Annotated in this window: 31 protein-coding genes and 1 tRNA gene; 12 read left to right on the plus strand and 20 right to left on the minus strand. The window is 57.4% G+C overall.

What is annotated here, in order from left to right:
- The first annotated feature begins 6 nt into the window (after positions 1 to 6).
- Positions 7 to 210: a hypothetical protein gene (locus OEU85_RS17680; RefSeq protein ID WP_262692857.1), complete on the plus strand. Its 204-nt coding sequence runs from the start codon at positions 7 to 9 to the stop codon at positions 208 to 210.
- Here the strand turns inward: OEU85_RS17680 and OEU85_RS17685 are convergent.
- Positions 207 to 1175 carry an FKBP-type peptidyl-prolyl cis-trans isomerase gene (locus OEU85_RS17685; RefSeq protein ID WP_262692858.1) on the minus strand — a complete coding sequence of 323 codons (969 nt, stop codon included), beginning with the start codon at positions 1173 to 1175 and terminating at the stop codon, positions 207 to 209. The genes OEU85_RS17680 and OEU85_RS17685 overlap by 4 nt on opposite strands.
- A gap of 98 nt (positions 1176 to 1273) precedes the next feature.
- Here OEU85_RS17685 and OEU85_RS17690 point away from each other — a divergent pair, with 98 nt between their 5' ends.
- Positions 1274 to 1531: a DUF3253 domain-containing protein gene (locus tag OEU85_RS17690; RefSeq protein WP_262692859.1), complete on the plus strand. Its 258-nt coding sequence runs from the start codon at positions 1274 to 1276 to the stop codon at positions 1529 to 1531.
- A 70-nt stretch (positions 1532 to 1601) separates the two neighbouring features.
- Positions 1602 to 1940 (plus strand): Hpt domain-containing protein, encoded by a 339-nt coding sequence (locus tag OEU85_RS17695; protein WP_262692860.1) that lies wholly within the window; start codon positions 1602 to 1604, stop codon positions 1938 to 1940.
- 2 nt (positions 1941 to 1942) lie between these two features.
- On the opposite strand, the gene OEU85_RS17700 is transcribed toward OEU85_RS17695, so the two are convergent.
- The 8 genes from OEU85_RS17700 to rpmH form a co-directional block, all read right to left on the minus strand.
- Complete coding sequence (locus OEU85_RS17700; RefSeq protein WP_262692861.1) at positions 1943 to 3190, minus strand: RNA polymerase sigma factor; 1248 nt, start codon at positions 3188 to 3190, stop codon at positions 1943 to 1945.
- Entirely contained in the window at positions 3190 to 3540 is a 351-nt protein-coding gene (locus tag OEU85_RS17705) for a YciI family protein (protein WP_262692862.1), read from the minus strand. Before OEU85_RS17705 ends, OEU85_RS17700 begins: the two co-directional genes overlap by 1 nt.
- A 99-nt stretch (positions 3541 to 3639) precedes the next feature.
- Positions 3640 to 4089 carry a hypothetical protein gene (locus OEU85_RS17710; protein ID WP_262692863.1) on the minus strand — a complete coding sequence of 150 codons (450 nt, stop codon included), beginning with the start codon at positions 4087 to 4089 and terminating at the stop codon, positions 3640 to 3642.
- A 31-nt stretch (positions 4090 to 4120) separates the two neighbouring features.
- Positions 4121 to 4774, minus strand: a complete 654-nt coding sequence (gene yihA, locus OEU85_RS17715; RefSeq protein WP_262692864.1) for a ribosome biogenesis GTP-binding protein YihA/YsxC — start codon at positions 4772 to 4774, stop codon at positions 4121 to 4123.
- A 7-nt stretch (positions 4775 to 4781) separates the two neighbouring features.
- Positions 4782 to 6527, minus strand: coding sequence for a membrane protein insertase YidC (yidC, locus tag OEU85_RS17720; RefSeq protein ID WP_262692865.1), 1746 nt, complete (start codon positions 6525 to 6527; stop codon positions 4782 to 4784).
- Entirely contained in the window at positions 6520 to 6888 is a 369-nt protein-coding gene (yidD, locus tag OEU85_RS17725; protein ID WP_394805428.1) for a membrane protein insertion efficiency factor YidD, read from the minus strand. The genes yidC and yidD overlap by 8 nt, the downstream gene beginning before the upstream one ends.
- Positions 6888 to 7292, minus strand: a complete 405-nt coding sequence (gene rnpA / locus OEU85_RS17730) for a ribonuclease P protein component (RefSeq protein ID WP_262692866.1) — start codon at positions 7290 to 7292, stop codon at positions 6888 to 6890. The genes yidD and rnpA overlap by 1 nt, the downstream gene beginning before the upstream one ends.
- Positions 7293 to 7425: 133 nt before the next feature.
- Positions 7426 to 7560, minus strand: coding sequence for a 50S ribosomal protein L34 (gene rpmH, locus OEU85_RS17735; protein ID WP_262692867.1), 135 nt, complete (start codon positions 7558 to 7560; stop codon positions 7426 to 7428).
- A gap of 293 nt (positions 7561 to 7853) precedes the next feature.
- Here rpmH and OEU85_RS17740 point away from each other — a divergent pair, with 293 nt between their 5' ends.
- Together OEU85_RS17740 and OEU85_RS17745 are read left to right on the plus strand one after the other, a co-directional pair.
- On the plus strand, positions 7854 to 9254 hold the full coding sequence (locus OEU85_RS17740; protein WP_262692868.1) for a HAMP domain-containing sensor histidine kinase: 1401 nt from the start codon (positions 7854 to 7856) through the stop codon (positions 9252 to 9254).
- A 1-nt stretch (position 9255) separates the two neighbouring features.
- On the plus strand, positions 9256 to 10155 hold the full coding sequence (locus OEU85_RS17745; RefSeq protein WP_262692869.1) for a P1 family peptidase: 900 nt from the start codon (positions 9256 to 9258) through the stop codon (positions 10153 to 10155).
- Positions 10156 to 10175: 20 nt separating this feature from the next.
- Here the strand turns inward: OEU85_RS17745 and OEU85_RS17750 are convergent, their stop codons facing one another.
- Entirely contained in the window at positions 10176 to 10742 is a 567-nt protein-coding gene (locus OEU85_RS17750) for a hypothetical protein (protein ID WP_262692870.1), read from the minus strand.
- Between the two features lie 125 nt (positions 10743 to 10867).
- Between OEU85_RS17750 and OEU85_RS17755 the strand changes: the two genes are divergently transcribed.
- Positions 10868 to 10944, plus strand: a tRNA-Arg gene (locus tag OEU85_RS17755).
- 200 nt (positions 10945 to 11144) lie between these two features.
- Here the strand turns inward: OEU85_RS17755 and guaD are convergent.
- From guaD to OEU85_RS17775, 4 genes are all read right to left on the minus strand, one after another.
- Positions 11145 to 12446, minus strand: a complete 1302-nt coding sequence (gene guaD, locus OEU85_RS17760) for a guanine deaminase (protein ID WP_262692871.1) — start codon at positions 12444 to 12446, stop codon at positions 11145 to 11147.
- 186 nt (positions 12447 to 12632) lie between these two features.
- Entirely contained in the window at positions 12633 to 13643 is a 1011-nt protein-coding gene (locus tag OEU85_RS17765; protein WP_262692872.1) for a hypothetical protein, read from the minus strand.
- Positions 13644 to 13760: 117 nt separating this feature from the next.
- Entirely contained in the window at positions 13761 to 14972 is a 1212-nt protein-coding gene (locus OEU85_RS17770) for a glycosyltransferase family 4 protein (protein WP_262692873.1), read from the minus strand.
- A 293-nt stretch (positions 14973 to 15265) separates the two neighbouring features.
- Positions 15266 to 15814, minus strand: coding sequence for a PAS domain-containing protein (locus OEU85_RS17775; RefSeq protein WP_262692874.1), 549 nt, complete (start codon positions 15812 to 15814; stop codon positions 15266 to 15268).
- 410 nt (positions 15815 to 16224) lie between these two features.
- On the opposite strand from OEU85_RS17775, the gene OEU85_RS17780 reads away from it, so the two are divergent.
- Entirely contained in the window at positions 16225 to 16416 is a 192-nt protein-coding gene (locus OEU85_RS17780; protein ID WP_262692875.1) for a (2Fe-2S)-binding protein, read from the plus strand.
- 112 nt (positions 16417 to 16528) lie between these two features.
- On the opposite strand, the gene bfr is transcribed toward OEU85_RS17780, so the two are convergent.
- Complete coding sequence (bfr, locus tag OEU85_RS17785; RefSeq protein WP_262692876.1) at positions 16529 to 17008, minus strand: bacterioferritin; 480 nt, start codon at positions 17006 to 17008, stop codon at positions 16529 to 16531.
- Between the two features lie 316 nt (positions 17009 to 17324).
- Between bfr and trhO the strand changes: the two genes are divergently transcribed.
- From trhO to OEU85_RS17800, 3 genes are all read left to right on the plus strand, one after another.
- Positions 17325 to 18290, plus strand: a complete 966-nt coding sequence (gene trhO, locus OEU85_RS17790) for an oxygen-dependent tRNA uridine(34) hydroxylase TrhO (protein WP_262692877.1) — start codon at positions 17325 to 17327, stop codon at positions 18288 to 18290.
- A 5-nt stretch (positions 18291 to 18295) separates the two neighbouring features.
- Positions 18296 to 18946, plus strand: a complete 651-nt coding sequence (locus tag OEU85_RS17795; protein WP_262692878.1) for a glutathione S-transferase — start codon at positions 18296 to 18298, stop codon at positions 18944 to 18946.
- A gap of 158 nt (positions 18947 to 19104) precedes the next feature.
- Entirely contained in the window at positions 19105 to 19533 is a 429-nt protein-coding gene (locus OEU85_RS17800) for an OsmC family protein (RefSeq protein ID WP_262692879.1), read from the plus strand.
- 24 nt (positions 19534 to 19557) lie between these two features.
- On the opposite strand, the gene OEU85_RS17805 is transcribed toward OEU85_RS17800, so the two are convergent.
- Positions 19558 to 20274, minus strand: a complete 717-nt coding sequence (locus tag OEU85_RS17805; protein ID WP_262692880.1) for a metallophosphoesterase — start codon at positions 20272 to 20274, stop codon at positions 19558 to 19560.
- Between the two features lie 24 nt (positions 20275 to 20298).
- The gene (locus OEU85_RS17810; RefSeq protein ID WP_262692881.1) at positions 20299 to 22089 is read right to left on the minus strand and encodes an aminopeptidase P family protein; all 1791 of its coding nucleotides are present in this window, start codon (positions 22087 to 22089) and stop codon (positions 20299 to 20301) included.
- Positions 22090 to 22268: 179 nt separating this feature from the next.
- Between OEU85_RS17810 and OEU85_RS17815 the strand changes: the two genes are divergently transcribed.
- Both OEU85_RS17815 and OEU85_RS17820 read left to right on the plus strand, forming a co-directional pair.
- Positions 22269 to 24332: a S9 family peptidase gene (locus OEU85_RS17815; RefSeq protein ID WP_262692882.1), complete on the plus strand. Its 2064-nt coding sequence runs from the start codon at positions 22269 to 22271 to the stop codon at positions 24330 to 24332.
- A gap of 105 nt (positions 24333 to 24437) precedes the next feature.
- On the plus strand, positions 24438 to 24944 hold the full coding sequence (locus OEU85_RS17820; protein WP_262692883.1) for a cupin domain-containing protein: 507 nt from the start codon (positions 24438 to 24440) through the stop codon (positions 24942 to 24944).
- 9 nt (positions 24945 to 24953) lie between these two features.
- Here OEU85_RS17820 and OEU85_RS17825 read toward each other — a convergent pair whose 3' ends face one another.
- The 3 genes from OEU85_RS17825 to OEU85_RS17835 are packed head-to-tail and all read right to left on the minus strand — an operon-like array spanning position 24954 to position 26384.
- A complete protein-coding gene (locus OEU85_RS17825; protein ID WP_262692884.1) occupies positions 24954 to 25433 on the minus strand; it encodes a TIGR01244 family sulfur transferase in 480 nt (159 codons plus the stop codon).
- A gap of 27 nt (positions 25434 to 25460) precedes the next feature.
- A complete protein-coding gene (locus tag OEU85_RS17830; protein ID WP_262692885.1) occupies positions 25461 to 26093 on the minus strand; it encodes a DNA-3-methyladenine glycosylase family protein in 633 nt (210 codons plus the stop codon).
- A 30-nt stretch (positions 26094 to 26123) separates the two neighbouring features.
- The gene (locus OEU85_RS17835; RefSeq protein WP_262692886.1) at positions 26124 to 26384 is read right to left on the minus strand and encodes a hypothetical protein; all 261 of its coding nucleotides are present in this window, start codon (positions 26382 to 26384) and stop codon (positions 26124 to 26126) included.
- Positions 26385 to 26524: the final 140 nt, after the last annotated feature.

Here is a 26524-nt window from a genome sequence, read left to right on the forward strand (position 1 = left end):
CGCGGCATGATCAAACGTCATGACAATGCGGAAGAAGTAATGGGGCAGCGCATCGCGCCACCCCGTATAACTTTTGGGGCCGTGGGGGCTGTGCTCAAATATATTGCGCTGCCAGTTTTTCTGATACTGGCGCTGCTGGATATCGGATTTTACTTCTTTTTCCAGCATGTGCTTGAGCGTTGCTACGGCGTCCTCTGTTATTTCTCTTAGCTGTCCACCGAAACCAGTTCGACAGTAAAGACAAGCGTCGCATATGGCGGGATGGAGCGTGACCCTCGTTCACCATAGGCAAGATGATAGGGGATAAAGAGTTCGTATTTGGCGCCCTCTTTCATCATCTGCAAACCTTCGGTCCAGCCCTTGATCACGCCGTCCAGCGGGAATTTTGCCGGTTCGCCGCGCTTGTAGCTCGAGTCGAACTCTGTGCCGTCTGTCAGTTTGCCTGCGTAATGCACGGTTACCATTGATGTGGCTTCAGGCGACTGGCCTTCGCCTTCTTCGACCACCCGGTACTGAAGGCCGCTTTCGGTCTCTTCAACGCCGTCCTGCTTTGCGTTTTGCTCAAGGAAGGCAAGTTGCTGGATCTTGAACGCTTCAGCCTGCTTCTGTGCTTCGGCTTGTGCTTCCTCCAGTGTCATTACGCCAAGAAGTTCAACGTCAAACACAAGGGTCGCATCACCCGGGATGACGCCGCCGGCGCCGTCCGGGCCGTAAGCGATATCGGCCGGGATCGCCAGTTCCCACTTGTCACCAACCTGCATCATCTGCAGTGCTTCGGTCCAACCCTTGATCAGGCGGCCAGCGGGGAAAGTGGCCGGTTCGCCGCGTTTGTAGCTCGAATCAAATTCGGTGCCGTCAATCAGGCGGCCAGCGTAATGCACCGTGACAAAATCTTCGGCGGTCGGGCTTTTGCCGTCGCCGCTTTCGATCTCACGGTACTGGAGGCCGGAAGCCGTAACCTCTACGCCGTCTTTCTTTTTGTTTTCTTCGAGGTAGGCGAGGTTGGCAGCCTTGAACTCGGCTTGTTCAGTCATTGTATCAGGTGCTTTCTGGTCTTGGGTTTGAGGGGCGCCATCTTTGGCGTCTTCTGTTTTTTCGTTTTCGCTGCTATCGTTACTGCAGGCAGCAACGCCGAGGATTGCGGCGATCGCTGCGAATTTCAGTGCTTTTTGCATGAAAGACCCCTTATTGATCATTGGCGGACACTAGCCCGGCATGACCATAGGGGAAAGCAAAAAAGCGCCGAAAAGATGGTAATTTGAAGGGAAATAAGGTGACAGTGGCAGATACAGCGGTACGTGACGAGATTGTACGGCAGATAGGTGCCGAGAAAAGCGTCGCACCACGCGATGTTGCACAGGCGCTGGCCGGTGAAGACGAGGACTGGCGCAAGTATCTGCCGCGAATCCGTGCGGAAGCGACAGCGCTTTACCATGCAGGAGAGCTTTCCTTCCTGCGCAAACGCAAGCCCGTGTCGCCGGACGGCCTGAAGGGCGTCTACCGGCTGAGTAAACCGCTCGCGCCTGAGTAGCGTATACCTGAGCAGCATATAGCAGAGAGGGCCTGGTGTCCTTACTGCCATTTTAATGAGGGAGAGCATTATGGGGGGTCAGATGCCGCTTCTCGATCAGCCTACACTGGATAAACTCACGGCAGATGTCGGTGAGGAATCCGCGGCATTCTTGATTGGATCACTCAAGCAGGAAATTGAACGCACGGGGTCTGCCCTTGCCGAACACGCTTTGAAGGGCGAGCTTGAACAGGTGGAAATTCAGGCCCACGCCCTTAAAAGTGCAGCGCGCAGCTTTGGTGCGATGCGCCTTGGCGAGACCTGCCTGGCCATTGAAGAGGCCGCACGCGCCGCACGTGCGCCGGAAATGGAGGGCCTGATAAGCCGGTTTCGTTTAATCTCGGCAGAGACAATCGCCGCATTTGGCTAGCGTCAGTCGAAGCTGCTGAGGCGTAGGTCAAGATATCTCATGTCAGGGTCGCTGCCGCCGCTGAAACGGGCCTTGTTAAAGGCTACCCGTGCGTCATCACTGCGACCGAGGCGATGCAATATTTCCGCGCGTGCGGTGTGGAAATAGATATTTCCTACAAGTGCCTTTTGTTCGGACAGTGCTTCAAGCTTTGTTATGGCACCCGCGTTGTCGCCAGCCATTGATATGGCTACCGCATGGTTAAGGGCTACAACAGGCGAGGCAGTCATGTCCGAGAGAGCCTGATAATACTTCAGAATCTGCTGCCAGTCCGCCGCTTCGGCCGACGGAGCGAGCGCATGTAATGACGCGATGCCAGCTTCAAGGTGGTAGCGGCTCACTTCCCTTGCGGCGCTGGCACGACGCAGATGATTGAAGCCCCGGGCAATTAACCCTTCATCCCACCTTTTCCTGTCCTGGTGCTGGAAGGGTACAAATTTGTCCGCTGTGTCCGTGCGGCTTGCCAGCCGCGATGCCTGAAAGCTCAGGAGCGCGGCAAGCGCGCTTGCCGTGCCGCCGGATGTCTCGGGTATCTGCGTCAGGTTTTCCGCCAGCCGTAAGGCCTCAAAGGCGATGTCGCTGCGGACAGCCTTTGACCCATGCCCGGGGCTATAGCCCAGCGAAAAAGCCAGATAAACAACTTTCTGCACGGACGACAGGCGTGGGGTCAGCTCCCCTGCGGTTGGCATGTCGAAGGATAGACAGCGCGCCTTGATTTGATCTTTGGCGCGGGTGAGCCGCGCAGACATGGCAGCAGGCCCGGTATAAAACAGCCGCGCAATTTCCCGGGCGCTGAAGCCGAACGCGATATGGAGGGTAAGGGCAAGGCGATCTTGCTCGGGGATCGCCGTATGACAACACAGGAAGACCAGCCGCAACTCGGCATCGGTGATGCCGGCTAAAGAATCTGGCGTATGGGCTGTCGCGGTCTCAAGGGCAGGCATGGCGTTTTCCGCCACTTTCTGGTGCCGTAGCAGGTCAATCGCTTTCCTATAGGCAACGGTGTGCAGCCAGGCGGATGGATTGTCAGGGATGCCATCAAATGGCCAGCTACGGCTTGCTGAGAGCAGGGCCTCTTGCGCTGTGTCCTCAGCGAGTGTGAGGTTGTGGGCACCGAGCTTCCGGGTGAGCGTCGCAACCAGCCGTCCCGCCTCGCGGCGGAACAGCCGGTCCAGTGTTTGTTTTACCTCGGTGTCGGGCCCGGCGCTCATTATTTGATCGGGTCTATCTCGCGCAGTTCGATACGGCCATATTTGGCGTGTGGGCAGGTCTTGGCGATCTTGACCGCCTCGTCATAGTCGGCTGCTTCGATACTCATGTAGCCGCCGATCATTTCGTTGGTTTCAGTGAAAGGGCCTGCGTGCGTTTCGATGCCGTCCGTGCCAGCAAGTAGATTACGGCCCGGTTCGTCCTTGAGTTTCTCGCCACCCAGAAATCGGCCTTCGGCGATCATCTTCTCTGTCCAGGCGGTGTATTCCTTGATCACCGACATCATCTCATCGTGGGAAAGCGCTGAAAAGCCATCCAGCTTGTCGTGTAGCAGCATCATGAATTGTGCCATGGTCGTCTCCGGTACTGTGGGCGACGGGCGATATGCCCTTTTACCCCTTATACCGTGTTGACGTGTGGCAGGGATGTACTTTCGACATGGGCCTGTGTTTTATTTGCGTATCGCGGTCGCCAGCGCGCGCTCAACAGCGGTACTGTATGCTGCCTGTTCAAACACAAGGTCCGGGAAATCCCTGTAGCGCCAGTAGAGGCCGTCTTTTGCCTTGCTCTTGTCGTCTCGGTAGGGGTTTGACCATCTGTGCCAGCGCACAAAACCATATTCTGACGCGGCGTCAAAGGTGAGAAACCAGCAGAACGGTTCGCCGCAATCACAGGCGTAGGGCGTGATGCCATTTCGTGGAAGCTGCAGGAGCGCCCGTGTGTGTTCCAGCGTCAGGTAGGGCACATAAGCCCCGGCGATGGTGTCAGTATGGCCGGCTTCAAACGCCCTGACGCGTTCAAGGAAATTAACGCCGTCAACATAGATATCAAATACCGGGCCGTACGGACCACCCTCTGGTGAAAGCCTCAGCTCAAGCCTGTTAACGGGGGAAGCTGCCACGGTATTTCCTTGGCCCTAGCTGGTAGGGAGATCAGAAGGCCATTGTCTGTGCCAGCTCGGCCCGAAGCTCCGGGATACCCCAGCCCTTTTCGCTTGACGTGGCGAGGATGATCGGGTGGCAGGCGATGAACTTCTTGGCATCTTCCTGGGTTTTCTTCAGGATCTTGTCGCGGTCGGCGACCTTGAGTTTATCGAGCTTGGTCAGCACGATCTGATAGTTAACAGCGGCCTCATCCAGCATGGTCATGATCTCGCGGTCATTTTCCTTGAGGCCATGGCGGCTGTCGATCAACAGCATGATGCGCCGGAGATTTGGGCGGCCACGCAGGTAGTCTTTCACGAGCCGTGTCCAGGCGTGCACCTTCTTGCGTTCGATTTTGGCGTAGCCATAGCCGGGCAAATCCACGAGGTACGAAAGCTGGTCAGCTTCGCGGCCGATCTCAAAATAGTTGAGTTCCTGCGTGCGGCCCGGCGTGTTGGAGGTGCGCGCCAGTGTCTTGCGGCCTGTCAGCGCATTCACAAGGCTTGACTTACCCACGTTCGAACGGCCGGCAAAGGCAATTTCCGGACGGTCGGCGCCGGGCAGCGTTTGTAGGGATACAGCGCCCATGACAAAGTCCACGGGGCCGGCAAAAAGAAGCCGGCCACGTTCCATATCTGCCTGGGTAAAGCGCTCTTCTTCCATTTACGGCTTAGGCTTTCGTTTTTTCTTTGGCGGCCTGGCGGGCATCTTCCCGGCGCATGATCACCCATTGCTGTCCGATGGACAACGTGTTGTTCCATGTCCAGTAAAGCACAAGGCCTGCGCTGAACGGTGCCATGATGAAGGTGAAGATGAGGGGCAGGAAGCTCATGATCTTCTGCTGGGTCGGGTCCATGGCCGCAGACTGCGGGTTCAGCTTCTGTTGCAGCCACATGGAAATGCCCATCAGGATCGGCAGTACGCCAATGGCCAGGAAGGCGGGCGGGTTCCAGTCAAGGGCACCAAACAGCGTGATAGGAGTCAGCGGGTCAGGTGCCGAGAGATCCTGAATCCAGCCCACAAACGGCTGGTGACGCATCTCGATGGTGACATACAGCACTTTATAAAGCGCGAAGAAGATCGGGATCTGGACGAGGATCGGCAGGCAGCCCGCCATCGGGTTGATCTTCTCTTTTTTGTATAGCGCCATCATCTCCTGCTGCAGTTTCTGGCGGTCATCCTTGTAGCGTTCCTGCAGCTTTTTGATCTTCGGCTGTGCTTTTTTCATGTGGCTCATGGACACATAGGACTTGTTGGCCAGCGGAAACAGCGCAAGCTTCAGGATCACGGTCATCAACAGGATGGCGACACCGTAGTTGCCTGTGAAGTTGAACAGCATATGCAGCCCCTTGAAGATCGGACGGGTCAGCCAGTAAAACCAGCCCCAGTCGATCGTGCGGTCAAACAGCGCGATGCCGAACTTTTCCTGATAGTGGTCGATCGTGCCGACAATCTTGGCGCCTGCATAGAAATGGCTGGAGCTCTCAAGAGTGCCGCCTGCTGGCAGGGTTTGCCAGTTCTCAACATAGTCAACGCGGTAGCTGACGTCGCCACCTGTCGCGCGGCGGACAAAACGGGCGCGGGAAAGTTCGGCCTCCTGCGCCGGGATCAGCGTGGTCATCCAGTATTTGTCGGTGATGCCCATCCAGCCACCGGTGGAGCTGACTTCAAAATTGCCGTCGTCCTCAAGGTCGGAATAGGACTTTTCTTCAAGCGTGCCGTTGAAAACGCCGATGGGGCCTTCATGGAGGATATACAACCCGGCGGTATCCGGCTCACCGCGGCGGCTGATAAGGCCATAAGGCGCTATCTGCAAGGTGGCGTCAGTGGAATTCAGGACGCTTTGCGTGATGGTGAACATGAATTCCTTGTCGACTTCGATTTTCATGCGGAACTCAAGGCCTTCGCCATTGTTCCAGCTCAGGGTCACCGGCTTGCCGGGGGCCAGTGTGTCGCTGTCTGCGCTCCAGATGCTGCTGGCGTTCGGCACGGCATCCGGGTTCTGACCGGACGCGGACCAGCCGTAGCGGACGAAATAGGCGCCGGGTGCCCCAACGGGGGACAGCAGACGTACATTCTGTGCACCCTTTGCCTTGCTGACCTTGTGTTTGGTCAGCAACAGATCATCAAAGCGGGCGCCGCGCAGCGCAAGCGAGCCTGAAAGCTCCGGGGTTTCGATCCTGACGCTGCCAGCCTCTTCGAGAACCGGTTCGTTTTCCACCACCTCTGCTGTGGTGTCGTCCTCAGGGGCAACCTCGCGGGGGGCCAGCGCCTCTTCTGTGGCTGCGCTGGTGCGGGCTTCTTCCACTTCCTGACGAGCGGCCTCCATTTTGGGGCCAGCGTAAAAATACTGGTACCCGAGAAGGATCGCCAGCGATAGCGCGGCAAAAAGCACAAAATTCTTATTGTCACCCATGAGATGTCATACCCTGATCATGCGGCCGTTCCACTTCGGCCTCTTCACTCTTCTTTATTGTGCTGCATGCACACTCTTGCGACCCATCGGACGCGTTATAGCGTGCGCTTTGTGGCACAGGATCGTAACCAAATCCACCCCAAGGATGGCATTTGAGGATGCGACGAATTGTCAAGTACCCGCCCCGGATCGCGCCGTGCAGCCGGATCGCCTCAAGCCCATAGGCGCTGCAGGTTGGCTGAAAGCGGCAGCTCGGCCCAAGGATGGGGGAGATAAATAGTTGATAAAACTTGATAAAGCCAAGGATAACCCAACCCAGGGGTGAGGTGCGGGAGGTGCGTATGTTGCCAGTCTCCTGCATTATTTTCCCTTGCTGCGATTGTGGGGCCCGCCGCGCCGTGCTTGCCTTTTGTCGGACTTTAAGTCGGCGCCCGATGCCAGTTTTGCAAGAGCCCAGCGCATATCCGCGCCTAATTTCTCAAAATCATAGCTTATGGCAGCCTGCCGCCCGATGAACACGTAGGCCCATCCGGGGGTGCCGTGGGCCGGCAGCACAGCACGGGCGACTTCCTTGAGCCGCCTGCGCGCCCGGTTGCGGGCCACAGCGTTGCCAACTTTCTTCGAGACCGTGAACCCGGCACGGGGAGGCTCATCCGATTCGCCCGGCATGGCCTGAACGATAAAAGCCGGGGTCACCCACTTGCGCTGGGTGTCTGCTACCGCCAGATATTCAGGCCGTTTTTTGATGCGGTCGAATGGTGCCATGTCTGTCTTGCTTTGTCTGGGCATTCTCAGCCGGTCGGCCAACATAAGCCCAAAAACAACGAAAGCCGACCGGATATCTCGCGGTCGGCATTTCATCTGTGTTACGCGGTACGCGTGAGCGCCCCAAAGACCTCTACGCCGAAAGGCGTTTCCGGCCTTTCGCGCGGCGTGCGTTCAGCACCCGGCGACCACCAACGGTTGCCATGCGGGCACGGAAACCGTGACGACGTTTGCGAACGAGCACACTTGGTTGATAGGTCCGTTTCACTTGTCTTACTCCAGCTTTATCGCCTAGCCTTGTATCTCAGTCACGGCCCGGCGTTCAAATTTCGAGCGCGCTGTATACTCGCAGGTCAGCCCCAAGTCAACAGCGCATGACCGCAGTTATTAACATAATTTCGGCGCCTTTTCGCGAAATTTTGGTTGTAGGCCACAAAAATGTAGCCAAATCTACAGGAGGGAAGGACTTCAGCCGGGATTGTTCAAGCGAAGCCAGCGCCGATTCGCGTGGTGACATTAGTTTACTTGCAATTACAGGCAGGATGGGATTCAAGACATTTTATGCCCGAGCATTACAGACCATTTACATCCAGTCTCAGGTCTCGCCTGCTGATTCTCACCTTTATCTTTGTGATGGGGGTGTCGGTCTTTGTTTATTTGCCGTCCATCGCCACCTTTCGCCAGGACTATATAGAGACACGGCTGGAGAACGCGCAGATCGCTGTACTCGCGCTTGAGGAAGCGCCCAATAATATGGTCAGCCCTGATCTGGAGCAGCGGCTTCTCAGGCAATCAGGTGTGATCGCTATTATCGTCCGGCGGGAGGACAAGAGCCTTGTGCTGGGTTTTGATGTGATGCCGGACGAGGTGAACGCGACCTATGACCTCAGAAACCCGTCGCTTGGCATGTTGATCATGGAAGCCTTTGACACACTTGAAGCCGGGGGCAACCGCGTGATCCGGGTGATCGGGGACCCCATGCTGCCGGGTACCCGGCTTCTGGAAGTCACGATGGACGAGGCGGGGCTGTACCGGGCGCTGGCCAATTATTCCAACAATATACTGGTGTTGGCGATTCTCACGTCACTTTTCACCGGTATCCTTGTGTATCTGGCGCTGCACTGGATGCTTGTGCGCCCCATGCGGCGGGTGAAAGACCGAATAGTCGCGTTCCGACGCCAGCCCGAAGCGGTGCCTAAACGGTCCCGTGAAAGCCGTCGCCCGGACGAGATTGGCCTTGTGGAGCGCGAGCTTGTCCGTATGCAGGATGAACTCAGGCAAAACCTTCGACAGAAATCCCACCTTGCCGCCCTGGGTGAGGCAGTTGCCAAGATCAATCATGATCTCAGGAACATCCTCGCGACCGCACAGTTGGCGTCGGACGCGTTGCAACGGGTTGACCACCCCGGCGTGCAGCGTGTGTCGCGGCGCCTTGTGTCTGCCGTCAGCCGGGCTGTGGCGCTGTGCGAAAGCACGATCAGGCACGGCAAGGCAGACGACCCGTTGCCGGAAAAACGCTGGAGCTCGCTGCTTGATATTGTGCGTGATGTAGCCATGTCACTGGGTATTCTTGACGCGGATGAGTTCACCTTCGACTGCGCGGTTGACGACGACCTCCAGATTTACGCAGACCCCGAACAGTTGCACCGGGTGCTTCTGAACCTGTGCCGGAATGCCCACGAGGTGCAGGGCGCAGGAGGGCGTGTTGCGGTCAGCGCGCGCCGCGATAGCGACGGGACTGTGCACATCACGGTAACGGACAGTGGCCCGGGCATCCCGGAACATGTGCGGCCGAGCCTCTTCAAGGCCTTCTCCAGCGCGCGCGCGGGCGGCACGGGCCTTGGCCTCGCCACCGCACGCGATATTGTGCTGGCCCACGGCGGTCAGATCGGGCTTGAAGAGACCGGCCCCGATGGCACCACCTTCGTTATGTGCATCCCCGGTGAGGAAGCGGACGACTGACATGCGTATCCAAGCACAACCGGGACCAACAGATTCGCTCACGGATGTGGGCGGGCTGAAGGTCGGGCAAGCCCATGATGCGGATGCCTGCACCGGTGTGACGGTAATTGTGCCCGACCGACCTGCCGCCATGGGGGTGGATGTGCGGGGTGGCGCGCCCGGCACGCGGGAGATTGAGGCACTTGACCCCACTTGCCTTGTCAGCCACGTCCATGCGGTTGTGCTGTCGGGTGGTTCAGTGTTTGGTCTCGCCGCGGCTGACGGGGTCACGGTGGCACTGTCGCAGCGGGGGATTGGTCTGAAAGTCGCACCGCAGGCAGTGCCGGTGGTGCCTGCGGCGATCCTTTTTGATCTCACCAATGACGGGAACAAGGATTGGGGCCTGGAGCCCCCATATCGCCAGTTGGGCATCAAGGCGGTTGACGCGCTGGCGACCGAGGTAGAGCAGGGCCGCGTTGGTGCAGGCTTTGGCGCCCGGGCGGGCGGTGTGCAAGGCGGTATCGGAAGCGCCAGTTATGTAATGGATGATGGCACCGTGGTCGCGGCCCTTGTTGCCGTAAACAGCTTTGGGCGCGCCGGGGACGGCGAACCCTTTGAGGCCGGTACCATTGATATGCCGAAGGTTGGTTTTGTTGGTACCAACACCACAATCGCTGTAATTGCCACGAACCTGACGCTTGACAAGGCAGCCTGCAGGCGACTTGCGATCATGGCACATGATGGTCTCGCACAGTCCATCAAGCCCATTCATTCCCCCTATGACGGCGATACGATCTTTTGCGTGGCAACAGGCGAGGCGCCGGTGCCTGAAAATCTTGCCGGCTGCCTGACCGTTGTCGGCACGCTGGCCGCGGACTGTATGGCAAGGGCAGTACAAAAGGCGGTCATGGCAGCAGGTTGAAAAGCCTTTTTTGCCGGCGTTTACTGGGGTTCGCTATCGGCAAGACGCTGGCGTTCGCCGACCACAAAACGTTCGATAATATCTGCCTCGGTTAAGGCTTCGCTCTTCACCCTTGGCATTTCCAATTCCGTCAGCGGATCAAGGCGGGACGCTGTGCGGCTAAGACGCGTGAGCGCAAGCTGGGCACTGAACCACGCATCCTGCACATCACCGTCTGCGACAGTGCCCAGTTTGGCGACAGCCTGCCGGTATGCCAGTGTTTCTTCCCTGAGGGCTTTTTTGATGTCCTCGAGGAGGATGCTGGCTTCATCGGCGGTTTGCGGCACAGGGTCCTGTGCGTCCGGCAGCGCTGCGGCTTCACCGGACAGCACCGGGCGTGGCGGAGCAGGGGGTTTAACGCTCGGTGTAATAGACGCTGTTTCCGTTTTATTGCGCGCTTCTGTATCGGGCAGCGGGTCCGAAAGATTCGGCCAGTTGTCATCCTTGTGCGAACAGGCGCCGAGGACGGAAAGTGAGATAAAAATTGAAACGTATTTTAAGCCAATTTTCACTGTAAAAGCCTTATTTTCCGGGTAGTTGCGATGCATACGCTACGCCTGATTTGTGGCAGAAACAAGAAAAACAGATTTCTCACTTGCAATATAAATTTAATCTGATTAGGTTGCGCCGCACACCGCAACCACACCCGGTTGCGTGACTGTTTTGATGGCGTGCACCGGTAGCTCAGCTGGATAGAGCACCAGACTACGAATCTGGGGGCCGGGGGTTCGAATCCTCCCCGGTGCGCCACTCAAAAACAAGGGCTTAGCTGAAAAGCGAAGCCCTTTTTTGTTGCCTGATCAAAACAGGCCTCCCGCATGGCAAGTTGCCAATTCCTGAAGTTTCATATCTTTAAGATCTGGCCGGTAAGCCGCGCCGTTCTTGAAGGTATAGGCGAGGGCGTCGTTGCCAAGCACACCGGCGATAGCCGCCAGCAAGCCGCCGGAGATCTAGTCTCGGCTGTGCACACACTCTCCCGCTACATAGGTGTGGCTGATGGCCCGGTCATCGCCCAGCATCGAGAGGACAAAGAGCGTTTCGTCAACGCCGGAACAGTTCTTCAACCGGCGTTCAAGAAGCGGTGTTGCGGACCCGTCGATGACCAGGAAGTCAGCCTCTTTGCCAGGTTCGAAGTTGCCTATCTTGTCCGCTATATTGAGCGCCTTTGCACCGCCGAGCGTGGCAAGGTAGAAGGATTTGAACGGGTCAAGCCGGTGGCCTCGCAGGTGGCAGATCTTGTAGGCTTCGTTCATCGTCTCAAGTATCGAGAAGCTGGTGCCGGCCCCCACATCCGTGCCAAGCCCTACCGTTACCCCGTATTTTTCAGCCTCGCTCAAGTTAAACAGGCCACTGCCGAGGAACAGGTTTGAGGTTGGGCAATAGCTGATGGCGGCATCTGCCTCGGCCATGCGCTGGAACTCTTCGCCCTCAAGATGCACACAATGGGCAAAGACGCTGCGGTCGGTCAGAAGACCAAAGCGGTCGTAGACGTCCAGATAATCCTTTGCTGTCGGATACAGCTTTTTCACCCAGTCGATCTCCGATGTGTTCTCCGACAAGTGGGTATGCATCAGCACATCCGGGTGTTCAGCCAGCAGCTTGCCTGCAAGGGTGAGCTGCTCGTCAGAGCAGGCCGGGGCAAAGCGCGGCGTGATAGCATAGCCGATACGCCCCTTGCCATGCCAGCGTTTGATCAGGTCGCGGTTGTCCTTGTCGCTGCCTGCTGCGGTGTCGCGCACGCCCTCGGGCACGTTGCGGTCCATCAGCGCCTTGCCGGCGATGAGCCGCATATTGCGTTTGTAAGCTGCCTCAAAAAGCGCCTCGACAGACTGCTTGTGCACGGTGCCATACACCAGCGCACTCGTGGTGCCGTTGCGCAGTAACTCTGTGATAAAAAATTCTGCGCACTCCCCGGCGTGGGCCGGGTCGGCGAACTTGGCTTCTTCGGGGAAGGTGTAACGCTCAAGCCAGTCGAGCAACTGTTCGCCAAATGAGGCGATCATGTCCAGCTGCGGGAAATGGATGTGGGTGTCGATAAAACCGGGGATGATCAGGTTGCCACTATGGTCAACAACCGGGGTGTCCTCAGGCAGCTTTGTGGCAAGGCTCGTCCGGGGGCCACACGCTTGTACGGTGCCGTCGTCGATGACCAGCATGCCGTCGGCTTCATACTGGAAGGATGCCTCTGCCCCGACAACGGCCGGATCGTCCGTCATGTGAAAAACCGCACCGGTATACGCAACTAAGGACACTTTACTCACCCTGATTTGCGCGCGGGTAACGACGCCCGCGCCTGTTTCTTGCCAAACACGATATGACCCGGATATAACCTTGCCGGAAGTGTCAGAAAAGCCGATCCGTCAATCCTGACCATTCAGTCAGCTTATTGCGGAGGGCGTGATAATCCAAGTCTTAATATGCCACGCCATGTGGCCCGGTCAGATAGATTTGGTTGAAAACTTCTCATCATCCAGTTCCATGCCATCGTCGTCGTCCTGTTGTGTCCCAGGCCGCTGGCGCGGTGCATAGAGGCGGACGGAGGTCGCGAGAAAAGCAGCAAAGTTCATCACTTGCGACAAGGCACCCGCGGCAAGGAACATGCTGGCAAGGGTGGCCTGCGGCGCGTCCACATAACCCATGAGCGTGAGGCCAAGGCCTGCAACCAGAAGGTCTGTGTTAGGCAGGAAGGGTACACGGGTTAACACCAGTTGGGCGGTGAGGAACAAAAGCCACATGTTGAAGGGCACATCCGGCAGGACCACGCTCCATTGCAGGGTCTGCAACAGCAGCAGCAGGACAAGCCGTATCAGGTGAATAAGGAAGACCTTTTTCGCCACATCTGGCTTAAGCGAGATAATGTGTTTGCGGAAGCGCAATACCACCGGCACAAGGATAAGCCCCACAAGCACCGCCAGCAGCAGATAGCTTTTATAATCCGGGGCGGCGTTGGTGATAACACTTAACTGCCCGGTCAGGAAAAAGATCGCCAGCATAATGACGGTAAAGCTGTTGGAGGCGAGGCCGGACAGTATATTGCTGTCCTTGATGGTGGAAAAGATCACCCGGTCCCGAAGGTTGAGCCTGCGCCGGGCCCAGAAGGCCATATAGGCTTCGCCTGAGTAGCTGAGCACCGCATAATTGTAGACACGTTTGCGGACAAACATGCCGAATTGGCCTTTGAAGTCCACGCCCCACATCAGCCGGTAGATCAGGAGTTCCGCAACGGGGAAGGCAAAAAACATCACAATGAAAATGATGTAAAACCACGGCGTGGTCGGCAGAGATGCCCATACCTCCTGCCAGCCGACGGTCGCCAGCTTGTTGCCAAGGTACAGCACCACAGCCACCATGAAGAGCACCTGAAGCGCCTTCAGCGTGAGCATAAGCGGTCGGTTGGACTGCACCCGTTCAAATGTCGCGGTGGAGAATAGGTTTTTTATCGCCTGCACTCGGTAGCCTTCATGATCTCATACCTGTGCCTCATCAATCCTGAGGGTCAGGGGTGTGTGAAACGCCCGCTTTATGGGCTATGTGGGCACCCGCCGTCAAATCTGCGGGTAGAGGGTTTATTCCGCCGCCGACAGGTCCTGCCGCCGATCGCTCCGCCACACTCGCCTGGGGTATTTTGTGACTGCCTCGCTATAGTTATCAAGCAGACGGTTCAACACGGCGTCCCATGTGCGGTCCCGGCTCATGGCATAGCCGGCTTTTGCCATCGACTTGCGAAGTGTGGGGTCGTGGATCAACCGCTCAAGCTTGTCGGCAAACGCCGGGATATTGCCGGGTTCGACAAGGAAACCGTTTTCGCCCGGCGTAACCAGTGAGCGGCTGCCGGTGGCGTCGGCACAGACGGCAGGAACGGCGGACGCCATGGCTTCCAGCGTTACGTTCCCGAATGTTTCTGTAATGCTGGCATTGAAAAATATATCACTGCTGGCATAGGCGCGGGCGAGCTCGCTACCTTGCAGATAGCCGGTAAAAACCGCATCAGGCAGTTTTTGGGCAAAATGCTCCCGTTCGGGACCGTCACCGACAATCAGCGCCTTGAAAGACACGCCGCGTCTTTTGAGTTCATCCAGCGTATCGGCAAAGACATCAAGACCCTTTTCCAGCACAAGACGGCCGACGAAGGATATGACCACATCACTGTCGGCAATACCCATTACCCTTCGCCATGCCATGTCACGGCGTGCCGGATTAAATTGCCCGGCGTCGACACCTCGGCTCCAGATACGGATATCCTTGGCCATTTTCTGTTCCGAGAGGATGGTCTTCATGCAGTCGCTTGGCACATAGACTTGCTCGCAGCGGTGGTAAAATTTGCGCATGAGGGCGGTGACATATTTTTCAAGCCATGCCATGTGGTAATAGCGGCCATAGGTGTCGAAGCGTGTATGGAAAGACGCGACCGTGGGCACATGGTTTTTCTTTGCCCAGGCCTGCGCCCGCCAGCCAAGAATATCGGGCGCCGCAAGATGAATGAGGTCCGGCTCAAAAGCGGCCAACTGTCGCTTGATCCGGCGCGGCAGGCCCAGGCCCAGGCGGTATTCGCTCCGGCTGCCTGGCAGCGCGACAGAGGGTACGGACACGAGTGTGCCGTTGTGGCGGAACGCGGCTTCCTTGGCTGTCGGCGCGAACACAAGAACCTCGACCCCCTGCGCCTCGAGAAAACCGACAAGGTGGTTGAGAGCCCGGACCGGGCCATCCATCACATAATTATAGTTGCCGGAAAACAGGGCGATACGTTTTGGGCGCAGGTTACGAGTATCGAAGGGCATATCCATTTCCAAAAACTGAAGGAACAGAAACGCGAAACCTTCAGCAGTCTAACATATTTTGCCGCCTGACACGGAGGATTTCTCAAACTGTCACTCTCTCCTCGCAGCGCATTTTGAAACTTTGATGAATCCAACAAAATAAGATTCAGCCTAGCAAGCCATACCAGCATGGGGGCGTGGCAAAAATACGGCAGAATTTCAGCCGGGAGTTGAGACGGCCGATGAGGGAAATGAGTGTGGAGCGGGTGATGAAGCCGATGGGGGTATTGCCCGCGGCGCGGCGTCTGGTCAGGTCACTCGGGCAGTCCCGCGCCGACGTCAACATACCCGAACCGGTCGATCTGGCGATGTTCGATAACCGATATTGCCTTGAATTCGTCGTCTTCAAACCCGTTTCGCGATAGCGCATACTGGCCAATGGTGAACCGGGCCGCGCCATCAGCTGCAGCCAGCGGCAGCACAAGAGCGCCGAGCGTATATTTTTTGCCATCCTTAACCCGGATGGATTCCGAGATATGGAAACCGCATGGCACGGTGAAAAGGTTGGCATACACCCGCCTGATGCGGTCTCTCTGGGTGGGGGGGGTGAGATCCAGGAGGTTGAGGCCGGCGAGCGGTTGCCCCGTGATGTTTTCCACGGCGGTGCCGGCAAGGCGGATGATGACATTGTCGTCGTCCAGGCGTTCGCTCAGGACAATATTCGGCAGGGTGCTGCCAAGGCCGCTAATGCTGATTTCAGACTTGAGTGGTATACTGCCACTGCCCGTCTTCAAAAGTTTGCGCCAATACAGCCACAGGATATCAAGCGGCCGCTTAACCGGTGTTGGACCCGCCGCAGTCATTGTAAGGTTATGGAGGTTTACAATCATGTTATCCTGTGCCGTGCTCGTGCGCCTTGCCCGTACGCGCAATAATAATAGACAGATATTGGGGGAATGACATCTTGTTTCGGACTGACGCGGGCTTGCGGCGAGCACCGACCCCGCCCTCTGCCCGCACCGGGCAGGCCGCCCCTCAGCCAGTTGCCCCCTGCCGCGCTCCGCCGCCTGATACAGCACAACGATATCAATCTCCCGTGCCTGCTGTGCCGAGAATTTTCTATATAAATACTATATTTAGCGCCGCAGTTGTCGAAAATTCTCTCTCATAATGAACGCAAAGCCATGCTGAGTGCGGGTTTCGCTTGACCGGGGGTTTTTCCTGAGGTATTGATACTGCGAATTGTTCGCAATCGCAGAGAGAGCAAACGCCGATGTATGTATGTTTGTGTAATGGCTATACTGACCGCGATATCCGTTCCGCCGTGCGTGAGGGTGGCGTGAACACGGCTGAGGAAGCCTATCTGTCGCTCGGTAACGGGTTCTGCTGTGGCGCGTGCCGCGACTGCGCGACAAGCGTGGTTGAGGAAGAGATGCCGTCCCGGCGCATTCTGGCCGCCGAATAGGGCAAACCGATATTTCAGGACACCCCAGGGTGTATGGTTGGGGAAACAGAAAAGCCACCGTGCGTGCGGTGGCTTTTTTTATGCGTTTAGGGCCCGTGGCCAGTATGCAGCCTTAGTCTTCGGCGGGCGGTGTTTGCAACTGAACATAGTTCTGGTAGCCCATTTTCTCGAGCAGACCCAGTTGTGTCTCAAGCCAGTCGATATGCTCCTCCTCTGATTCAAGGATACTTTCAAGCAGCTCGCGCGAGCCATAGTCGCGTACTTCCTCGCAATACTGAATGGCGTCCTTGAGGTCCTTGTGCGCTGTGTGTTCAACGCCCAGGTCGCAGGTCAGGATTTCTTTTACATCCTCGCCGATCATCAGTTTGCCGAGGTCTTGCAGGTTGGGCAGCCCCTCGAGGAAGAGGATGCGCTCAATGAGGCTGTCGGCGTGCTTCATCTCATCAATCGACTCTTCATATTCCTTGTCAGCCAGCTTTTTCATGCCCCAATCCTTGAGCATGCGCGAATGCAGGAAATACTGGTTGATCGCCGTGAGCTCGTTTTTCAGAATCACATTGAGATGCTGGATGACTTTTTTGTCGCCTTTCATGACGAACCTCCTTCAGTATGTCACTGGTATCGCTATCGCTGATTGCGCGTCACTATAGGCGCACCATAGCATATTTCCAAGCCTTTTTCCTAGTTGCTAACTCTTATTAATATCATGAAATTAAACGGTTTTTTGGCGTTATAGACTAGAATCAGTCTGACTATCATTCGCAACAATTGGCGGCGTCCAGCGGTGAAATTTCTGTCGCGAAAATTGTGTTTGGTCGTGCTGGTTTTACAAAGCGGCGAGACGCCTGTATAAGGCACGCGATTTTTGGACCCGGCTTTGCGAGTCGGCTAACTGAAATGGAAAAGACATGTCGAACTATCTGGTTGCGGCCCTCTATAAGTTTGTGAGGTTGCCGGAGTATGAAGCGCTGCAGGCGCCTATCACTGAAATCTGCATTGAAAACAACGTCAAGGGCACCCTGCTACTTGCCGCCGAAGGCATCAACGGCACCATTGCTGGCCCGGAAGATGGGCTGAGGCGTGTGCTGGCCTACCTGCGCACTATTCCGGCCTTTGAAGGCCTGGTGCACAAGGAAAGCTGGGCCGACAAGGCGCCCTTCCTGCGCATGAAAGTGCGGCTCAAGAAAGAGATTGTCACCATGGGGGTGGAAGGCATCGACCCAAATCGCACGGTGGGCACGTATGTGCAGCCCGGCGACTGGAACGCCCTGATCTCGGACCCGGACACCATTGTGGTTGATACCCGCAACGACTATGAGGTTGCGATAGGGACCTTCAAAGGGGCGGTTGATCCCAAGACCAAGTCTTTCCGCGAGTTCCCGTCCTGGGCCGCCGAGAACAAGGATCTTCTCAAAAAACCCAAGGTCGCCATGTTCTGCACGGGCGGTATTCGCTGTGAAAAATCAACGGCTTATATGAAAGAACAGGGGTATGACGAGGTATATCACCTTGAGGGCGGCATCTTGAAATATCTTGAGGAAGTGCCCGAGGATGAGAGCTTGTGGGAAGGGGATTGTTTCGTGTTTGACGAGCGGGTTTCCGTACGCCACGGGCTGGAGCCGGGTGACTATCACATGTGCCGCGCCTGCCGCCGCCCGGTGGCGGAGGAAGAAATGGCACTGCCTGAGTTTGTCGAGGGTGTGAGCTGTCCTTATTGCCATGAGGAAACCTCGGAAGAGCAGAAAGAGCGCTTTGCCGAGCGGCAGAAGCAGATCATGCTGGCCAAAAGGCGTGGTGAAAAGCACATCGGCATCACCAAACCGCGCGCCCCTGAAGACGAGGCTGAACAGCCGCTTAAAGCGGAGGGGGCGTGAGTCCGATGACCGGCGCGCGCCCGATACTCTATAGTTTCCGCCGCTGCCCCTATGCGATGCGGGCGCGGCTGGCCATTACAGCGGCAGGCGTGGGCGTGAACCTGCGTGAGGTGGTGCTGCGTGCCAAGCCGCAGGCCATGCTGGACGCTTCCTCCAAAGGCACGGTGCCGGTGTTAGTGCTTGAAAACAATAGCGTAATTGACGAAAGCCTCGATATCATGCGCTGGGCGCTTGGCCAGAACGACCCGGAGGGCTGGCTGGCTCCTGAGAGCGGCAGCCTTGAAGACATGCTGGACCTGATCGGCCAGAATGATGGTGACTTCAAGCATGATCTGGACCGCTTCAAATATGCCACGCGCTATGAGGATGCCGACCCCTTTGAGCACCGCGCGGGCGCGGAGGAATTCCTGAGGGTGCTGGAGGCACGTCTGGCGCAGAATACCTGGCTTTTTGGGGGCAGGGCGTGCCTTGCGGATTATGCCATACTGCCCTTCATTCGCCAGTTTTCAGGCGCGGCCAATGGCTGGTGGGAGACAGCGCCCTATCCGCACGTGCGGGGCTGGGTTGATGCCTTCAAGGCCAGCGATTTTTTTAGATCGATAATGAAAAAATACCCGCAGTGGCAGCTAGGCGACACAAGTATAAAATTCCCGTAATACGCGAAATTTGGCAATAAATCTGTGCGGAAACTGTGCGAGAACTGTGCGGGAAAATGCCGGTTTTGTCGCATTTCTGTGCGATAAGTGTGCCATATGTTGCACCCGCGGGAGTGAAGGACTACAAGCAGTTAAAGTTTAGCATAGGGAGCAGTAAGATGGCAGACAAAACCGCACGCGTAAAATGGGCAGGCGACATGACTTTTGTGGGGGAAAGCCTGTCCGGCCATGCGGTGGTGATGGATGCCGGCGCCGAGAGCGGGGGCCGCGACCATGGCATCCGTCCGATGGAAATGCTGCTTCTGGGAGCGGGCGGCTGTTCCTCGATCGATGTGTTGATGATTCTGCAGAAAGCCCGCCAGAAAGTCACCGACTGCTGGGTTGAGCTGACAAACGAGCGCGCAGAAGAACACCCGCGCCACTTCACAAAAATCCATATGCATTTTGTCATCACCGGCGTTGGCGTTGATGACAAACATGTGGAACGCGCCATTCGGCTGTCGAAAGAAAAATACTGTTCGGCCTCTGTCCAGCTTGGAGCGCTTGCCGCCATCACAACGGATTTCGAAATCCGCGAGGCGGAGTAGGTCGGCACGGCCTAGCCTCTCTCCTCAATAAAGCTGCACGATATTGCGGCCCAGTTGCGGGTGCCTGAGTGCCGCTGACACTTCGATGAAGGTCAGTTGGCCACCGTGCACACAGCCGGTATCGATGAACAGCGCGCTGCCCAGCCGGGTGGCCGCCTTCAGCGGCGTATGACCATGCACAGTCAGCGCGGCCCCCGGGTCTTCCGTGGTCTTGTGCTTCAACAGCACGGTCCGGCCCCATAACATCTGGTGCCTGATCCACGGCACCTCCAGCATGTCTTCAACCTCGTCCCAGTTGTCGCCGGGCCATTCTGCGTGGCAAATACCAACCGAGCCACCTTCTTCGCGCTCAAGCGTAATGGCATACGGCAGCGCTTCGGCAATGGCGATGCAGACGGCCTGCTCCGCGTGCGGCAACGTGTAGAACCATTCGCCGCCGTTCTGTTGCCACATCATGCGGGTGCGGCGGTCACCGGCCTCCAGCATCATGATTTCATGGTTGCCAAGGGTGGAGAAAAACCACGGTTCACGCACCAGTTTCAGCGCGTCATGGGAACGTGGGCCCCGATCGATCAGATCGCCAACGGCGATAACGCGGTCCCGGTGGTGGTCAAAGCCCACCCGGATCATGGCATCTTCCAGCGCCCCGACACAGCCGTGCAGGTCACCCAGCAGGAAGTCCCGGCCCCCGGTGTTCGGGGGCAGGACAAGGTGGCGCGCTTTATGAGGTTTGTCAGGCAAGCTATCCCTTTCCGGTGACAGCCCTTACATCACCATGATCGGGGCCGTTTGTACCTGAAGCCAGTCGCGTGTGGCATCGTCCACGTGCGGGCTGACAAGTTCAAAAACCCTGGCGTGATAATCGTTCAGCCACTTCAGTTCCACATCGTCAAGCAGTGTCGGTTCAATCAGATTGCGGTCGATCGGTACCCAGGTGAGGTTTTCAAATTCGAACACCTCACGTTCGGTATCTTCGTCTACCTTCTTGACGAGAATAAGGTTCTCAATACGGATGCCGTATTCACCTTCCTTGTAGTAGCCTGGCTCGTTCGAGAGGATCATGCCCGGCTCAAGCCAGATATCGCTCGAATATTTGGCGATACGCTGTGGCCCTTCGTGCACGGCAAGGAACGAACCCACACCATGTCCGGTGCCGTGGTCATAGTCGCAGCCGATGGCCCACAAGGGGCGGCGTGCCATTGCGTCAAGCGCCATGCCCGGCGTACCCGCGGGGAAGCGTACGGTTGAGAGCGCGATATGGCCCTTCAGCACGCGCGTGAAGCGGTCTTTCATCTCGGCCGTTGGTGTGCCCACAATCACCGTGCGGGTGATATCGGTCGTGCCGTCCAGATACTGCCCGCCGCTGTCGACGAGGAAAATCTCATCCATCTTGAGCGGGCGGTTGGTTTTCTTCGTCGCGCGGTAGTGCACAATCGCGCCGTTCGGCCCCGCGCCCGAGATGGTGTCGAAGCTTTTGTCCTTCAGGCCACCATGGCTTTCACGGCACTCCCACAGCTTTTGCACGGCCTTGAGTTCGTCCACCGTACCCTTGGGCGCCTCGACAGAGATCCAGTGCAGGAATTCAGATACGGCGGCACCGTCGCGGATATGACAGTCGCGCGCACCTTGCTGTTCGGTGGTGTTTTTCACAGCCTTCGGCAGGATGCAGGGGTCCGCACCCTCCACCAGCTTGGCGCCCGCGTCGCGCAGCGTTTTGAACACCTTGGCGTTGTTGGTTGCCGGGTCCACCAGCACGGCTTTGCCATCCGCGCCCAGGGTTGCCAGTGTTTCATAAAAGGCTTCGCGTGGTTCAACCTGCACGCTGTTGCCCAGATGCTGCTTCAGTTCGGACGATACCTTCTGCTCATTGATGAAAAGCGTGGCGGTTTCATCGGCGTTCATGATGGCGAAGGCGTGGGTGACGGGCGTGTTCATTACGTCCTTGCCGCGGATATTGAAGGCCCAGGCCACGCTGTCCAGCATGGTGATGACGGCAGCGTCAGCGCCCGCCTCTTTCAGCTCAGCGGCCACCTTGGTGCGTTTGTCGCGCGCGTCTTGCCCGGCATATTTGCTGTCATGCGCCACCGCAGGAGCCATCGGCTCGGACGGTTGGTCCGTCCAGACAGCGTCAACCGGGTTACCGTCCACGGCTACCAGCTCAATGCCTTTGCGTGCGCAGGCTTTGCGTGCGGCGTCTTCCCAGCCCACGGTGGCAAGCTCGGGGTCATAGCCAAGCCGCGCACCTTTTGGCAGGTTGTCGGTCGTCCATTTGAGAAGCGGCAGTTTGGTGAACAGGTGATGTTCAAACAAGGCCGGGTCCAACTCGGCTGCGGCCTGAATGGTGTAACGCCCGTCAATGAACACCGCCGCCTTATCCAGCAGCACCACACCATTGCCCGCAGACCCGGTGAAACCGGTGATATAGTCGAGACGGCCCGCGTAAGCGCCGACATATTCGCTCATATGTTCATCCGTCAGCGGCAACACAAAGCCGTCCAGCTTGCGGGATTTCAGCTCGGCGCGCAGGGCGTTCAGGCGGTCCTTGTGCTCACTCACGGTATCGTCTCCTTGGATTTCAGCTTACTCATACACATATATTCTGGCGTCTACATGGCAGGCCACCCCCCTTTTGACAAGGGGCAGCGTTGACGCGGTGCAGCAAGAATGTAAGCCCTTTACAGGCTTCTCCCTGCCCCCTAGAGCTAGGGCATCAATAAAAGGACGGACCTCACTGTATGCTGAAAACACCCGCAAGCCCCAAAGCCCCTATGGCCAACACCAAAGACTATAGCGCAAGTCATCATGGCTTTACGATCACAGACCCCTATTTCTGGCTGAAGGACCGGGGCTACCCTGAAGTGAAGGACGAGGAAATCCTCGGCTATCTGACCGAGGAAAACAGCTATTTCAAAGCGGTGATGAAACCGCAGGAAAAATTGCTGGATGCGGTGTTTGAAGAGATCAAGGGTCGTCAGAAAGAAGATGATGAAAGTGTACCGTGGAAAAATGGCGCCTTCGAATACCGCTGGGCATTCGCCAAGGGCGCGGAGTACCGCACATGGTACAGAAGGCCCGTGGGCGCGGATGATTGGGACGTGCTGCTTGATGAGGTGACAGAAGCCGAAGGCGCGGAGTTTTACCGCCTCGGTGGCCTCAGCGTCAGCCCTTGCGGGCGCTACCTCGCCTATAGCGCGGATAAAAACGGCTCTGAGCGTTTTACCCTACAGGTGCGTGAGCTGGACAGCGGTAAACTGCTCAAGGACGAGATCACGGAGACCTCGGGTGAGATCATCTGGGCAGCAGACAGCAGCGGCTTCTTTTATGTTGAGGTCTCTAAGGAATGGCGGCCCTACAAGGTGTGGTTCCACACACTGGGGCAGGCCGAAGACCGCGTGGTGTTTGAGGAAAAAGACAGCAGTTTTTTTGTTCATATCAGCCGCACCAGCGACCGTCAGTATTTGACCATCCGCAGTGCCGACCATGTGACGGCGGAAAACCACATCCTGAAGCTGAATACGCCCGAGGGCACGCCAGCCGTCGTGGTGCCGCGCCGGGCCGGGCACGACTATACGGTCGAGCATGGCAATGAGGGTTTTTATTTCCGTTCCAACCGCGCCCATAAAAATTTCTGCGTTTACCGCGCCGATGACGGCGACATGCAGGAAGACAAATGGCAACTGGTGCTGGCAGGCGATGACCGCCATTATCTCACAGGAATGCAGGCGTTTCAGGGCCTCTTGGCTATTGAGGAACGCAAGGACGGGCTGGACCAGATCCGCCTGCTGACGGCAGATGGTGGCGACAGCTATATTGAGTTTCCGGAACCTGTTTATGAGGTTGGCCTTGGCACCAATGCGGAATATGTGCCGGACCATATCCGGCTTGGTTACTCAAGCCTTGTCACCCCACCCACGGTGTTTGACTATGACCTTGCCACATGTGAATTAATCCGCCGCAAGGAACAGGAAATTCCATCAGGCTACGACCGCACGGCTTATGCGTCAGAACGCCTGATGGTGGCAGCGCGCGACGGCGTGATGGTGCCGGTCAGCATTGTCTACCGGAAGGACTGGAAGAAGGGCACGGGTGCGCCGCTGCATCTCTATGGTTACGGGGCGTACGGCCTTGGCATGAGCCCGTCTTTTTCCGCTGCGCGCCTGTCGCTTCTCGACCGGGGTTTTGCTTATGCTATCGCGCATATTCGGGGCGGTGACGAATTGGGCTACGGCTGGTACGAAGACGGCAAGCTTGAAAAACGCACCAACACCTTCAATGACTTTGTCGACGTGGCCCGCTTCCTTACCGATGACGGATACGCGGCGAAGGGCGGTATCTCCATCTCGGGTGGCAGCGCGGGCGGCGAGCTGATGGGCGCGGTGGTCAACCAGGCGCCGGAGCTGTTTACAGCCGCCGTGCTGCATGTACCATTTGTCGATGTGCTCAACACCATGCTGGATGCCGACCTGCCGCTGACGCCCATTGAGTGGCCGGAATGGGGCAACCCGCTGGAGGACAAGGCGGCATATGAGACCATCGCGGCCTATTGCCCCTATTCGAACATTGAGGCGAAGGATTACCCGCCCATGCTGGTCACCGGTGGGCTGAACGACCCGCGCGTGACCTATTGGGAACCGGCCAAGTGGACTGCCAAATTGCGGGCGACCAAAACGGACGACAATCTCTTGTTGATGAAGATCAACATGGGCGCGGGCCATGGTGGCAAGTCAGGCCGTTTTGAACGGTTTCATGAAGTGGCGGAAGAATATGTTTTCATCCTGATGGCTTTTGGATTGGCGTGATACGTTTCCCAACCGGCTGATTGGGAAAGGGGTTCGGTGAGTTTCGAGTATCCAGCTTTTATTATTGTTCCGCATGCGGAATAACATATGAAAAGGGCCAAAACGATGAAACCGATCATTAACAAAGCCGATGCTGAGACCACAAGGGTTGCGGACGGCGAATATTTTGAAGCCAGCATGAGCCATCTCGCCGCTGCCGTGGGGGCGCAACAGATTGGTGCCAATGTCACCACGGTGCCGCCGGGCAAGGCGGCGTTCCCGTTGCACCATCATTATGCCAATGAGGAACATTTTTATGTGCTGTCGGGCGTGGGAAAGGTACGTATCGGGGCGCAAGTCCATGCCATTAAACCGGGGGATTATATCTACAGCGCGCCTGGCGGCCCGGAACATGCCCACCAGATGATCAACACGGGCGACGCGGATCTTGTGTATCTTGCGATCTCTACCAAACAGTTGCCGGAGGTAGTAGGCTACCCGGATAGCGGCAAGACCGGTATACGCACCACACCGGAGCTTGACGGTCGTTTCCTGCTTGAGGATACCAACAAAGACACCGTCACCTATTGGGACGGGGAAGACGGTGCCACGGTCGCCAGCATTGCCGGATAACCGGGTGTGTCAATCTTGACCGGTGCCAGAATCGCCATCGGAATCGTTGCTGGCGTGCTGCTTCCTCAATTCCTCAAGTGTGCCTGCCATGTGTGAGAGGTCATAACCGACATCCGACGCCGCGCCGATAATCTCTTCAACGCTATAGTCGTCCGACAGGTTCTGCGCCAGCGCCCACAAGGTGCAGGACCGGGTGCCCGACCGGCAGAAGGCGAGGATCGGCCCCTCGGCACTGAAGATGCACTCCGCCATCTGGCCTACGGGCTCAAACGACAACGCGCCCCCGGCCACCGGGATATGCTGCCACTTGATGCCCTTGGTTTTGGCGTAGGCTTTCAGCTCGTCATTGGTTGGCTGGCCGGCTTCTTCGCCGTCCGGGCGGTTGTTGATGATCAGCGTCACGCCGGCCTCCGCTGCCTCGTCAATATCGGCTGTGGTAATCTGCGGTGAGACGGCGACGGTGCCGGTCAAAATCCTGAAGTCGCTCATGAACTGTTCCTCGGTCCTGCCCGCGCGTCAGATCGCGGGCGCGTTTGAATAATAATGCCAGGCGAGAAGGGCCATGACGCTGCGGTGGGGGCGCCAGCGCTCCCCGATCTCTTCACACTGTTTCTCACTCGGGCGGTCGTCAAGCCCGACAATGCGGCCCACGCCGACGCGGACCGCAAGATCACCTACCGGCCAGATGTCTGCCCGACCGAGCGAGAACATCAGATACATATGTGCCGACCAGACGCCAAGGCCCTTGACTGCCGTGATGGCGCGGATGGCGTCTTCGTCCGACATGGTGGGCAGCGCCGCGATATCGAGCGTGCCGTTTTCAACCACCTCGCACAAGGATCGTGCGTAGGATATTTTCTGGCGGCTCAGGCCAGCGCCGCGCAGCGCTTCGTCTGATACGCGGGCATAATCCGCCGGCCCCGCGCCGGGGCCTACCAGCGCTTCCACCCGGTCACGGATGGTGGCGGCGGCCTTGACGGAAAGCTGCTGGCCGACAATCACCCGCATGAAGGTGTGGAAACCCTGTTCGCCAGGACGCGCCGCCGGAATGCCGACAAGCTTGACCGCGCTGGCCACATGTGGGTCACTGCCTGCAAGCTCGGTCAGTCGGGTGTTGATGCCTTCTGTATGAAGGTGAAAATTATCCATATGCCGCCCCCGGATGTTATTCCCAGTCCGTCAGGGCCAGAAATGTTCCAGCCGGGCGTCAAACACCCGGTCGTTTTTCTTCAAGGCATCGTGGATAGCACGGGCCCTGTCTTCGGCCAAGCGCTTGACGATCACTTTCACCACCAATGTGCCATCGGCATGGCGGGTTGTGCGAACGGTCGAACGGTCAAACGGGGTTTCATCAAAATGGGCGAGAACAGCCTCAAGCGTGTCGGGCTTCAGGTCGACAAGAATGTCAAAGCGATTTGCAATTTCCAAAGGCGCGGTCATGGCGCGCGGCTCCTATAAACGATTTGGTGATGATGCGAACAGATACGTCCCGGCTTCCCATGGAAACCGGGGACATCATTCGCCATCCCATTCGTTTATATGCGCAGCAATCTGTCATGGGCGGGACCCTAATGTGGCAG

The organism is Kordiimonas aestuarii (assembly GCF_025574465.1).
GTDB lineage: Bacteria > Pseudomonadota > Alphaproteobacteria > Sphingomonadales > Kordiimonadaceae > Kordiimonas > Kordiimonas aestuarii.